Source organism: Pseudoalteromonas sp. TB41 (assembly GCF_000497975.1).
In the GTDB taxonomy this organism is placed as follows: Bacteria; Pseudomonadota; Gammaproteobacteria; order Enterobacterales; family Alteromonadaceae; genus Pseudoalteromonas; species Pseudoalteromonas tetraodonis.
Map to the genome: position 1 here is coordinate 1 of NZ_AUTH01000006.1, position 12,734 is coordinate 12,734.

A 12,734-nucleotide genomic window follows, 5' to 3' on the forward strand; every position below is an offset into this window, starting at 1 on the left:
CTTATATGGACTCCCCGTTTTTTGTCAACGAAGTATTTATTAAATAAAGATTAGATGCTGGCTTATATACGGACTCTATTTGGGGAGCTACCCCTGGTCACTTTAATGTATTCGCCCCTTTATGACTTTTCTCGGTGGCGGTATTTTATACCTAGGCACGGAACAGTCTCTTAAAGGTCAGTCTTACCCTGATTTTAAACGCTCTTTGTTGACAAAAATTTAAGCCGTTAATAACGTTGGCTGATAACATTCGTTTTTCTTTAGCATTGCAAATGCGGTTCTGATTGTTTTATTAGCCAATGCTATCGCTGCCACTTTTTTACCACGCCTTGCAATTAACTTTTTAAGCCATTCGTCTTTTTCTGTACGGCTCGCTCTTTTTACAACATGTGTGACAACAGCTAGTGCACCTTGATATAACGTGCTACGTAACTTTTTATTTGCCGATGTTCTTGAAATTGAGCCAATTCTTTCTTTGCCACCAGAGCTATGCTGAACTGGCGTTAAACCAGCGCAGGCTGATGCTTCCCGCCCATTTTTAAAGTGTTCTATACAACTAAAGTAAACTTTCAACATCATTGAACCTACAGGCCCAACACCTTCCAGTTTTTGAAGTCGCTCGCATACCTCATCATTTTTGATTTCTTCTTCAATGAGCTTTTCTAGCTCTCTAATTTCTTTCATAACACTTTTGAATTGTTCATTCATTATTTTTAGAGACGCTCTAAATGCCATAGGTACATCTAAATTTGTATCTTCGAGCAGACTTTCCACTGCATCAATCAACTTATTATCTGATTTAGCTATTGGGATACCAAGTTCCAACAAGCAACCTCGTTGCAGATTCCCCAAGGCTACTTTTTGCTTTACAAAGTGCTCTCTCATTGCTGACATGGCTTGTAAGCACTGCTCATTTATGCTTAATAATCTACTCGGTTTAACTGTTGGTTGTTGAGCTGCAATACCAATAGCTAAAGCATCATTCGCATCCGTTTTTTGGCCTTGTCTAAATGCTTTTACAACCCGTGCAGACATTGGCTTAACTGTATGGCCTGCCTCTTTCGCTTTTCTTGCCCAATAATGCGTGCCACCACATGACTCCATCGCCACTAATGACTGCTTTTCTGACGCCAATAATTGAAGTAGCTTTTGTCGCGATACTTCTTTGTTGTATATAACCTGTCGATCTTGACCTATTTTACAAACTTGATAATTATTTTTTGCTAAATCAATCGCAATAACGTTAAGATTCATCATGTATGGACTCCTTTAGTAAAAGTTTTGTCACTTATTACGTTACCCCTCGATGGGAGGGGAGTCCATACATCTCGGTGGTCATTTAGTGTCTGGCCATGTAGATGGTATTGCCACTATCACAGCGATTAATGCCAATGCGCGAGCAACAGAATATTGGTTAGCCACCGATGAAAATTTAATGAAATACATTCCTTACAAAGGGTCGGTTTGTATTGATGGTATTAGCCTGACGGTTAATGCGGTTGAAGGTAATAAATTTAAACTGACTATTGTGCCGCATACCAGCGGGCAAACGACCATAGCTGACTTTAAAGTTGGCACCCAAGTTAATTTAGAGGTCGACCAAATAGCACGTTATTTAGAGCGCCTAGTTAGAGGGGCTGAGCAGCCTACGGGTTCAGATATTTCGATGAGCTTACTCGCTAAAGCGGGCTTTATAAAATAACGACATTGACAACTTATACGAGCAACTTATGAATTTAAACAGCGCACAAGAAATAATTGATGACATTAAAGCCGGTAAAATGGTTATTTTAATGGATGATGAAGACAGAGAAAATGAAGGCGATTTAATTATTGCTGCTGAACACATTAGTGCAGAAGCGATTAACTTTATGGCGACTCATGGCCGTGGACTAATTTGTTTAACGATGACTCAAGAGCGTTGCTCGCAGCTTGATTTACCATTAATGGTAAAAAATAATGGTGCCGCATTCTCAACTAATTTCACTATGTCGATTGAAGCATCAAAAGGGGTTACCACAGGTATTTCTGCAGCGGATCGTGCCCGCACTGTTCAAGCTGCCATCGCGAAAGGCGCTGTGCCAAGCGATATTGTACAACCAGGTCATATTTTTCCTATTATGGCGCAACCAGGCGGCGTGTTAACACGTGCAGGGCATACAGAAGCAGGGTGTGACTTAGCGCGTTTAGCAGGGCTTGAGCCATCATCAGTGATTGTAGAAATCCTAAATGAAGATGGCACCATGGCGCGTCGTCCTGATTTAGAAGTATTTGCTAAGCAACATGATATTAAAATTGGCACCATTGCTGATTTAATCGAGTACCGCAACCTAAACGAAACCACAATTGAGCAAGTTGCAAAATGTAAATTGCCAACTGAACATGGTGAGTTTGACTTAGTGACATACAAAGACACCATTGATGGGCAGTTACACTATGCATTGCTTAAAGGTGAAATAAAACAACAAGAACCGACCTTAGTACGTGTGCATTTACAAAGTACCTTTAACGATATTTTACTCTCTGATCGCAATGCTGACCGTAGTTGGGGTTTATCGCAAGCAATGGCTTATATTGCTGAGCATAATGGCGCCTTAGTTATTTTAGGTAAGCAAGAAAGCACTGAAGAGTTAGAAGCCACAGTAAAAGCGTTTGCCGCAGCTGATGCGGGTGAAAATGTGACGCCACGTAAATTTCAAGGTACTTCGCGCACCGTCGGTGTGGGTTCGCAAATTCTGGCTGATTTAGGTATTCAAAAAATGCGTTTGATGAGTTTACCTAAAAAATACCATGCATTATCAGGGTTCCATTTAGAAGTGGTTGACTACGTAGAGCCACAATAATTACGCGCTAGGTTATTATTTTATTTATGTGGTATAATGCGCATCAATTTTTGCGCAACCGAAATCGCTTAAACTTATTTTTAGGGTTATCAAATGAAAATTATTGAAGGTAATAAATACGCTCCAGGCAAAAAGTTTGCCATTGTCATTTCTCGTTTTAATGACTTTATTGGTAGTAGCTTGCTTGCAGGTGCTGTTGATGAGCTAAAACGTACTGGTGGAGTATCAGAAGACGATATTACCGTGATTTACGTACCCGGTGCGGTTGAATTACCTTTAGCAGCGAAACGCGTTGCAGCAAAAAAAGAATATGATGCAATTATCGCCTTAGGTGTAGTGATCAGAGGGGGCACGCCTCACTTTGATCTCGTCGCTGGCGAGTCAAATAAAGGGCTTGCACAAGTATCGCTTGAGTATGATATCCCGGTTGCATTTGGCGTATTAACCACTGAAAGCATTGAGCAAGCAATTGAGCGCGCAGGTACCAAAATGGGTAACAAAGGCGGCGAAGCTGCTTTAGGTGCGCTTGAAATGGTTAATGTGTTAGATAAAATTTAAGTTTAAGGAATTTTTGTGAAACCAGCAGCAAGACGTAAAGCACGTATCTTAGCACTTCAAGCCGTGTATTCATGGCAATTAAGCGGCAATGCAATTGCCGATATCGAACAACAAATGTTGATCGAAAACGATGTGACTAAAATTGATGTTGAATATTTTAAAGATTTAGCGCGTGGAGTTGCCGTAAATCATAAGCAACTAGACGAAGCTGTATCGCCTCATTTAACTCGTCCATTTGATGAATTAGACGAAGTTGAACGTGCAATCTTACGTTTAAGCAGCTACGAGCTTAAATTTCGTGAAGATGTTCCTTACAAAGTGGCTATCAATGAAAGCATTGAATTAGCGAAAATGTTTGGCGCTGAAGATAGCCATAAATTTGTAAACGGTGTACTTGATAAAGCTGTAAAACAGTTACGCAAGTCATAACAACTTAAGCTGCATATTAATTTCAGTGAGTTGTTATAAATAACCGTTAAAAAGGAGAGCCGGCATAGGTCGGCTTTTTTGTGTATGAAGGAATTTGAATTAATTAATCACTACTTTAAAGGTCGCGGTATCACTCGTCGCGATGTTAATTTAGGGATTGGAGATGACTGTGCGCTTGTCACAGTACCAGCAAACTGTCAGCTTGCTGTAACAACAGATACCTTAGTTGCTGGGGTGCATTTTTTTCATGATATCTCTCCTCGCGCATTAGGGCATCGAGCTCTGGCAGTAAATTTAAGTGATTTAGCTGCCATGGGTGCAGAGCCTACATGGGTATCGGTTGCACTCACGTTGCCAAGTATCGATCCACAATGGATTGCAGAACTGACTGACGGCATGCATGAAATTGCTGAGTACTTTAATGTACAAATTATTGGTGGCGATACGACTCAAGGCCCACTCAGTATTACTATTTGTGCAAAAGGCACGGTTCCTGAAGGTAAAGCACTGCGTCGAAGTGGCGCAAAAGTGGGCGACTGGATTTTTGTAACCGGACCGCTAGGTGATGCTGGTTTGGCTATTGAGTCAAAAAAACAAGGTTTGCCAGTTGCACCTGAACATTTAAAGCATATTAATAAATGTTTAAACTTTCCAACGCCACGCGTGGCCGCCGGACAAGCTTTGCGTGGCTTAGCGTCATCAGCTATTGATATTTCAGACGGTTTACTTGCTGATTTAGGGCACATTTTGGATTTGTCACAGGTCAGTGCAACAATCAATATTGAAAATGTACCTACTTCTGATGCGATGCAAGCGAGTCTTGATTTTGAGCAACAGCTTCCTTTTATACTCAACTATGGCGATGACTATGAACTACTTTACACTGTCCCAGACAGTAATAAGAGTATGCTCGATATTAAGTTGCGCCAATACGGTGTAGAAGCAACCTGTATCGGCCAAATCAAAAGTGGTGACGGGAATATAGAATTATTACACCAAGGTGAAAAGTTTGTTTTTGAGCACAAAGGCTTTGAGCACTTTTCCAAGGAGCAGGTTTGAATAAAAACCGATTATTTAATTTAAAACGCCCACATCAATTTTTTGGTTTGGGTTTTGGTACAGGGCTTGCGCCTAAAGCCCCTGGTACATTTGGTACTTTAGCGGCGTTACCATTTATTTTTATTACCATGCATTTTCCGTTATGGTTACAAATTGTATTTGCGGTGGTGATCAGTATATTTGGTATTTGGGCATGTGGAAAAACAGCTGATGACCTTCAAGTTCATGATCATCCAGCTATTGTTTGGGATGAAGTCGCTGGTTACTATATAACGATGATTGGTGCAGCACTGAATTGGCAAACATTATTAGTGGGCTTTTTACTATTTCGCTTTTTTGATATAGCAAAGCCAGGGCCGATTCGTATACTTGATAAACGTGCTCATGGTGGGTTTGGTATTATGGCCGATGATGTACTTGCAGGTATTTTTTCGCTTATTTGTTTGCAAGCATTGATAAAAGTAGGTTTACTACCCTTTTAATTTATTATTTGTTTAACTAGGTGGCAGCACTATGATGCGATTTTTATTGGTTTGTGTACTCTTGATGTGTGCCATGCCAAGTACGGCTTCAATTACTGATTACGTAGTTAAACAATGGAACATTAAAGACGGACTTCCCTCACAATCCCTCAAAAGTGTGGTGCAAGATAACCAAGGCTATATGTGGCTTGGTACGCAATTCGGATTAAGCCGATTTGATGGTAACACTTTTACTAATTACAACACTCAAAATAGTCTGTTTTTACCCAGCAATGGCATCAATAAATTACTGATTGATGGCCAAGGACTATTATGGATAGGCACGAAAAACGGCCTCGTTGTTATAGACCCAGAAAAGCTAACCGCACAAGAGTTTAATATTAAAGGCCCTGTTAGAGATATTCTTGAAGACTCTAAAGGCAGTATTTGGATAGCAGCTAATGGGCTTTATTACATAGACAGAGGCCAGATAGAGCTGCGCGACCAGCTAAACAATCCGAGCCCTATCGTAAATGCCACTGCGATCACCCAAATAGTAGGGTCAGTCAGTAAAATGGCGCTCTCACCAGAGGGAATTTGGCTGGTTAACGATCGTAATTTATTGCGCTTGACGCAAAGCGCGTCTGATTTTTCTAAATTGCGCTTAGAGCTTACCGCTAAAGTGGCCTTGCCTGATCGTTTAGCACAAACAATTGTTCACGACTTATCCTTTTTAAATGGCAATTTATATCTTGCTTCTGAGCTAGGCGCTTACTTTTTAGATTTAGATGATGAGCTACGCCCATTTCCGCTGCCTAACGCTAACAACTCAGCCGTTTATAAGTTTATGAGTGATGGCAATGGTGGCTTGTGGGTATCGACTTATGGGCGCTTATTGTTCAGAGGGAAGTCGGATGATTGGCAATGGGTTGAGCCCAGTCAATTAGATCAAAGTATTTGGTTTGCCGATATATTTAGAGATGATGAAAATAATATATGGTTAGCGAGTTTTAGTGAGGGACTTTGGCTTGCTCACGAAGGGCGAATAGAGCGCCATTCAGCCATTTCTAAAATGACCGAAGCGGTTATGGCCATTAGTAAATCACCAGATGGTAAGTTATGGATTGCCAACAAAAGCGGCGTAGGCTATTTCGATGCCGATAAAACGTTTATCAATGTCATCAACAGTGCCAAGTATGGTAATGCCTCAGTACATGACTTACAGTTTGACGGCAATCGTCTTTATGTTGCCACTGGTAGAGGTTTGTTTTTCTACGAGTCGAATACCTTATATAGTTTCCCTGCCCGTGCGCTAAGTGATAATCCTGTATTTGCTATTAGTACGTCGACTAAAGGCGGCTTTTGGGTGGGCACTGGGCGAGGCTTATATCGTTTAAATTACAACGGGTTAAACCCTTTTGCGTACAATGCTTTTTTAGGCAGTAAGTTTGTAACCTATGTTTTAGATAAACCAAATTTTGGGGTGATTGGTACCAGTAAAGGGGCGTATTACTTTACTGAACGCGGGATAGAAAAAATAGGCGACCAAACCACTTTGGAAAGTGCGTACGTTACTAGCATTTTACACATTAAAGGCGTGGGGATTTTAATTGGCTCGCTTAACGATGGTTTGTTTTATCGCAGTGGACAAGGGCAGTGGCAGCAATTAGATGCCGCCAATGGGCTGCCATATGGTTCTATATTTAGTCTTGAGTACGATGATACTACAAAACGCATTTGGGTAAGCACCATGAAAGGGGTTTATCGCATGCCAGTTGAGCAATTCAAAGCCAACATTGAAAGCCTAAAAGTGGAGGAAGTGATCTCTTCATTTGATCGACAGCTCGATGGTAAAGCAAGTCAATGCTGTAATGGTTTAGGCCATGATGCGGTGGTTGATATGGATAATTCAATTTGGTATCCCAGCTTGCAAGGCGTTGTAGAAATTCCTAAAGACGTAGAATTATTTGGGCTGCGTTCACTTAAACCAACTATAGAAACTTTAACCACGCCATCACGAAAACTTGCTGCGGCTGCGTTAGGTAAAAAGCCAGTACTTAAAACTGACGAGCGTGATGTAACGCTTACCTATACCGCTATCGATTATTATGCACCTGCAAGTATAGAGTTTAGGTATAAACTCAATGGACTTGATAATGATTGGCGCTATGCAAATACCCGCCGAGAAGCAATTTACACTAACTTACCAGCAGGTATGTTTTTATTTGAATTAGAGACAAAACGTCAAGGTGAAGATTGGGGCAAAGCGCAATCGGCCGAATACGCTTTTGTGGTGCCTGAACGATTTGGTGAAACTATATATTTTAGATTACTGATCACCAGTGGTTTTGTGTTGCTCTTTTATTTGGTGTTTTGGGTATTTAAAGTTCAAGAGCGACGTAAGCAGCAGGTTCTTGAGGGGCTTATTACTGAGCGAACCCTTGAGCTTCGCCAAGCAAACGATAAATTAAACCAAGTAAACTCTCAGCTTAAACTTGTTAGTCACTCTGATGAGCTAACAGGGCTGAGAAGTCGCCGTTTTTTGTTTGATCAACTACCAAAAGATATTGAGCATTTTCAGCGTAACTCGCAGTCATTGCAGGCTCAAGGTAAATCGTTGGTGTTGTTAATTATTAATTTAGATAACTTTAGCCGCATTAACGATGCCTATGGTCCTATTGCTGGAGATAGCTGTTTACAACAAGTAGCGGCATTACTTAACTCGCGTACTCAAGGTTCTGATTATGTTGCCCGTTGGAGTGGTGATGAGTTCTTACTGTTATTGCGCGATTTTAAATGTAATTTAATCGACAGCTATGTATCTGAATTATGCCAAGCAATTGCAGATTATTCGTTTCAGCTTCCTAACGGTGAAACAACCAATATAACAGCGTCAGTCGGGTGGTCGTTCTATCCGTTACCTCTCTTAGGTGGGCAAGTTATTAGCTGGGAAACATCAATTAATCTAGCTGACATAGCATTACATCAAGTTAAAAAACGCGGCGGCGATGGCGTCGCTAATATTACCTTTGACGAGCAATTAGATGCATTTGAGTTTGAGCAAAACCCCAATGTTGAACAGCAAATTGGTTTGTTACAAAGCAATGGTCTAGCCGATATTAAGGTATGGATGCGCTAGAGGTTATAGATGAGCAATAAAAAAGGAGCCAATGGCTCCTTTTTTATTAAACACGATAAGTGTTAGCTCATAAATGATTTAATTGAAGTTAAAATACCGTGTTCACCTAACCCCATTTCATCGTGCATTTGCTGTTGTGTGCCATGTTTAATGAATTCATCAGGAATACCTAAGTTAAGCACTTTTACATCGGCTTTAATGCTCGTTAAATATTCATTAACTGCAGAGCCTGCACCGCCCGCAATCGCGTTATCTTCAAGGGTTACAATAATATCGTGATCATTAATCAGCTCATTAATTAATGCCGTATCAAGTGGCTTAATAAATCGCATGTTTACTAGAGTGGCATTGAGCTCATCAGTGGCAAGTTGTGCGTTTTCAAGCAAGGTACCAAATGACAATATAGCCACTTTAGTACCTTTTTTAATTACATTCGCTTTACCCATTTCAAGTTGTTGCATAGTGCTTTGAATGTCTGCTGAGCCTGCACTACCACGCGGGTAACGAACAGCAACAGGACAATTAGCTTGATAGCCTGTATAAAGCATATGACGGCATTCGTTAGTATCACTTGGGGCCATAATGACCATATTAGGTATACAGCGCGTAAAGCTTAAGTCGTAGGCGCCTTGATGGGTTTCACCATCGGCTCCAACAATACCGGCGCGGTCTATAGCAAATAATACCGGTAGGTTTTGCAGTGCAACGTCGTGAATTAGTTGATCGTACGCGCGTTGTAAAAAGCTAGAATAGATAGCCACAACGGGCTTTAAGCCCTCACAAGCAAAACCTGCAGCAAGAGTAACAGCGTGTTGTTCTGCTATTGCTACGTCAAAGTATTGTTCTGGATACTCTTTAGAAAAACGTACCATGCCTGAACCTTCACGCATAGCTGGCGTGATTGCCATGAGCTTACTGTCTTGCTCGGCCATGTCACAAAGCCAATCACCAAACACATTTGAGAAAGTCGCCGCACCTGGCTTAGATTTTGGTAAGCTTGATGTTGCAGGATCAAATTTTGGTACGCCATGATAACCAATCGGATCGGCTTCGGCAGGCTTGTAACCTTTGCCTTTCTGGGTTTTTATATGTAAAAGCTGTGGGCCTTTTAAGTTACGCATATTGCGCAGCGTATCAACCAACATATTCACATCATGTCCATCAATTGGGCCAATGTAATTTAGACCTAATTCTTCAAAAAAAGTACCCGGGATCATCATCCCTTTAATGTGTTCTTCCATACGGCTGGCAAGCTCTTTTACCGGCGGTACACCAGAGAGCAGCTTTTTACTGCCTTCGCGGATGTTGGTATAAAAGCTACCTGATAAAATACGCGCAAAATGATTGGTTAACGCACCGACATTTTCAGATATCGACATTTCGTTATCGTTCAAAATGATCAGCATGTCTGATTTAACATCGCCAAGGTGGTTCATTGCTTCAAAGGCCATACCAGCAGTAATTGCGCCATCGCCTATTACCGCGACTGTTTTACGCCCTTTGCCTTCTTTTTGTGCAGCAATAGACATACCTAACGCCGCAGAAATTGAGGTACTTGAATGGCCAACACTAAAGGTGTCGTATTCACTTTCATCTCTAAAAGGGAAAGGATGCAATCCGTCTTTTTGGCGAATGGTATGCATTTGATCACGACGGCCAGTCAGTATTTTATGCGGATAAGCTTGATGACCCACATCCCAGACCAAGCGGTCATCGGGTGTGTTGTATACATAATGTAGTGCAACGGTAAGTTCTACGGTTCCTAAACCAGACGCTAAATGGCCGCTACTTTGCGATACCGAATTGAGTAAATAGTCACGCAATTCATGGCTAAATGCAGGAAGCTTATCTTGTGCTAAGTCTCGCAAGTGGGCTGGTTCGTTCACCAAATCAAGTAATGGATACTTGCTGCTATCAAGTGTCATGGTTTTTTATATATCCTTCGCTAATATTAACCCTCCTCAAAACAAACGAGGTTTAAAAGGCGACTTAATATTCAGTAATAATTTTATACTAAGAGTTAATACGTTTTAGCTGTATTTAATGGTCACGTTCAATTAAATAGTTAGCCAATGCCGCTAAATCTGTTGTGTCTGCGTCAATGTTAGCTAATGCCTCATGGGCTTGTTGTATTAAATTTTGTGCTTTTTGCTTAGCGCCTAGCATACCTAATAAAGCGGGGTATGTCGCTTTATTCGCTGCAATATCTGACCCTTGTGGCTTGCCTAAAGTAAGCGTATCGCCCTCAACATCTAAAATATCGTCATGAACTTGAAATGCAAGCCCTATAGCGTATCCAAAAGTTGATAAGTTATCTAAAGTTTGTTGGCTTGTATTAGGGGCGCACAGTGCGCCAAGAGTAATCGCACAATTTATTAGCGCACCGGTTTTAAGTTTATGAATGCGTTCTAACTCATCAACAGTAATAACCTTATCGGTTGCTGCAATATCGCGGCCTTGTCCGGCAACCATACCTTGTAACCCCGATGCATGCGCTAGTGCTGCGATCATTTTTAATTGTGCTTCAGTCGAACATTTAAATGTGTGCTTAGCAATAAGTTCAAATGCTAAAGTTTGCAGTGCATCTCCAGCTAAAATCGCTTGTGCTTCACCGTATACAATATGACATGTAGGGCGACCACGGCGTAAATCATCATCATCCATAGCAGGTAAGTCGTCATGCACTAATGAATAACTATGAATACATTCAATGGCTGCGGCAAGTACATCTAAATCACGCTTGTCAGCACCGAGTATTTTACCTGTGGTGTACACTAAAAACGGGCGCAGTCTTTTACCACCATTCATTACACTGTAATGTGTGGCTTCTTTTATAGTATTGTCGCTTTCAAGAGGTTGTTCAAAATAAAGGTTGAGCGTATTAGCTACATCATCTTGAGCGAGTTTTATTTGTTCTTTTATGCTCACGATTATTCCATATCGTTATCAAACTGAGTAAGCGGTGCTTTTTCGTCATTACCCATTAATATCGACACCTTTTGCTCAGCTTGTTGAAGTTTGCCTGAAGATGCGCTCGCAAGTGCAATACCTCGCTCAAATTGCTTTAAAGACTGTTCAAGCGATAAATCACCTTGTTCCATTTCACTGACAATTGTTGTTAACTCTTCTAGTGCTTGTTCGAAACTTAAATTTTCAGGTTTTTTAGTCGCCATCTTTATTTTCAACTTACATAATAAATTTAGACGCCAATTTTAGGGGGAATGCTAAACTAGGTCAAAGAATGATATTGTTTTTTGATAGATAAATGCTGTTGATTGGGTTTTATTGCGTTTCAACGTTATTTTTTAAAATTATTAATTTTGATTAATTAGATTGATTACCTATGTTGATCTAAAATATAACTAGGGCGTGTTGATCTTTGTGGTATGAAAAACAAACAGCATGAAGATAAGGTATAATTGAATTCGCCAGAAAACTTTACACCGAACCTACATGCCAAGATTAATGCTAACAGACGGGACATGGAATGTCTTATCAAAAGTAATGTACTTAAGTGGTCGAATTTATAATAAGCCCGACCATAGAAAAACGCTCGAAGGCATACTGTATAAGATGCGCACAGGTATTCCATGGCGAGATTTACCTTCTGATTTTGGCCGTTGGAGTGCTATCTACAGACGGTTTAATTTATGGTCCAAAAAAGGGATTTTGAATGAACTGTTTCGCGCATTATCTCGTGATGCGGACATGGATTGGGTCTTCATTGATGGCAGTATTGTCAGGGCTCATCAACATAGTTGCGGTGCAAGAACTGCTGACAATGAATCAATTGGAAAGAGCCGAGGTGGAAATTCTACGAAAATTCATCTTGCAGTCGATAGCGGAGGGTTGCCTGTTTATTATGAATTATCCTGTGGAAATACGCATGATATCGTCCATGCAGAGTCACTCGTAGCTAATTGCCCAACAAGTAATATGGTTGTCGCAGATAAAGGCTACGACAGTGAAAAACTGAGAGCGTTTGTTCGTGATAATAACGCTACACCCGTTATTCCACGTAAGGGCAACAGTTTAGTAGGCAATGAAGATATTGACTGGTGCATGTATAAATATCGGCACTTGGTTGAGAATGCATTTGGCCGTATTAAGCAATATAGAGGGATAGCCACGCGGTATGAAAAGCTTGAACGAAATTATCATTCAATGCTCGCTTTAGCATTTACTATGATGTGGCTACCAATGTGGGCTGATTGATATATGTACTACAAAGATCAACAGCCCCTA

General features: G+C 40.8%; 11 protein-coding genes and 1 pseudogene. 8 read left to right on the forward strand and 4 right to left on the reverse strand.

Annotated elements, in window-relative coordinates; translation table 11 throughout:
* Positions 1 to 219 precede the first annotated feature (219 nt).
* The gene (locus L641_RS0100805; RefSeq protein WP_024600855.1) at positions 220 to 1,257 is read right to left on the reverse strand and encodes an IS110 family transposase; all 1,038 of its coding nucleotides are present in this window, start codon (positions 1,255 to 1,257) and stop codon (positions 220 to 222) included.
* A gap of 70 nt (positions 1,258 to 1,327) precedes the next feature.
* On the opposite strand from L641_RS0100805, the pseudogene L641_RS0100810 reads away from it, so the two are divergent.
* From L641_RS0100810 to L641_RS0100845, 7 genes and pseudogenes are all read left to right on the forward strand, one after another.
* Positions 1,328 to 1,702 (forward strand): annotated as a pseudogene (locus L641_RS0100810) (riboflavin synthase); the annotation flags it as partial.
* A 28-nt stretch (positions 1,703 to 1,730) separates the two neighbouring features.
* The gene (gene ribBA, locus L641_RS0100815) at positions 1,731 to 2,843 is read left to right on the forward strand and encodes a bifunctional 3,4-dihydroxy-2-butanone-4-phosphate synthase/GTP cyclohydrolase II (RefSeq protein ID WP_013464232.1); all 1,113 of its coding nucleotides are present in this window, start codon (positions 1,731 to 1,733) and stop codon (positions 2,841 to 2,843) included.
* Positions 2,844 to 2,936: 93 nt separating this feature from the next.
* Positions 2,937 to 3,401 (forward strand): 6,7-dimethyl-8-ribityllumazine synthase, encoded by a 465-nt coding sequence (ribE, locus tag L641_RS0100825; protein WP_008110216.1) that lies wholly within the window; start codon positions 2,937 to 2,939, stop codon positions 3,399 to 3,401.
* 15 nt (positions 3,402 to 3,416) lie between these two features.
* On the forward strand, positions 3,417 to 3,830 hold the full coding sequence (nusB, locus tag L641_RS0100830; protein WP_008110215.1) for a transcription antitermination factor NusB: 414 nt from the start codon (positions 3,417 to 3,419) through the stop codon (positions 3,828 to 3,830).
* An 84-nt stretch (positions 3,831 to 3,914) separates the two neighbouring features.
* A complete protein-coding gene (gene thiL / locus L641_RS0100835; RefSeq protein ID WP_008110214.1) occupies positions 3,915 to 4,889 on the forward strand; it encodes a thiamine-phosphate kinase in 975 nt (324 codons plus the stop codon).
* Positions 4,886 to 5,371, forward strand: coding sequence for a phosphatidylglycerophosphatase A (locus tag L641_RS0100840; RefSeq protein WP_008110211.1), 486 nt, complete (start codon positions 4,886 to 4,888; stop codon positions 5,369 to 5,371). The genes thiL and L641_RS0100840 overlap by 4 nt, the downstream gene beginning before the upstream one ends.
* 31 nt (positions 5,372 to 5,402) lie before the next feature.
* Positions 5,403 to 8,489: a ligand-binding sensor domain-containing diguanylate cyclase gene (locus tag L641_RS0100845; RefSeq protein ID WP_024600857.1), complete on the forward strand. Its 3,087-nt coding sequence runs from the start codon at positions 5,403 to 5,405 to the stop codon at positions 8,487 to 8,489.
* Between the two features lie 62 nt (positions 8,490 to 8,551).
* Here the strand turns inward: L641_RS0100845 and dxs are convergent, their stop codons facing one another.
* The 3 genes from dxs to xseB form a co-directional block, all read right to left on the reverse strand.
* A complete protein-coding gene (dxs, locus tag L641_RS0100850) occupies positions 8,552 to 10,414 on the reverse strand; it encodes a 1-deoxy-D-xylulose-5-phosphate synthase (protein WP_024600858.1) in 1,863 nt (620 codons plus the stop codon).
* Between the two features lie 115 nt (positions 10,415 to 10,529).
* Complete coding sequence (gene ispA / locus L641_RS0100855) at positions 10,530 to 11,417, reverse strand: (2E,6E)-farnesyl diphosphate synthase (protein ID WP_013464235.1); 888 nt, start codon at positions 11,415 to 11,417, stop codon at positions 10,530 to 10,532.
* Positions 11,418 to 11,419: 2 nt separating this feature from the next.
* The gene (gene xseB / locus L641_RS0100860) at positions 11,420 to 11,662 is read right to left on the reverse strand and encodes an exodeoxyribonuclease VII small subunit (RefSeq protein ID WP_008110204.1); all 243 of its coding nucleotides are present in this window, start codon (positions 11,660 to 11,662) and stop codon (positions 11,420 to 11,422) included.
* 280 nt (positions 11,663 to 11,942) lie between these two features.
* Between xseB and L641_RS0100865 the strand changes: the two genes are divergently transcribed.
* A complete protein-coding gene (locus tag L641_RS0100865) occupies positions 11,943 to 12,704 on the forward strand; it encodes an IS5 family transposase (RefSeq protein WP_024600859.1) in 762 nt (253 codons plus the stop codon).
* The last annotated feature ends 30 nt before the right edge of the window (positions 12,705 to 12,734 follow it).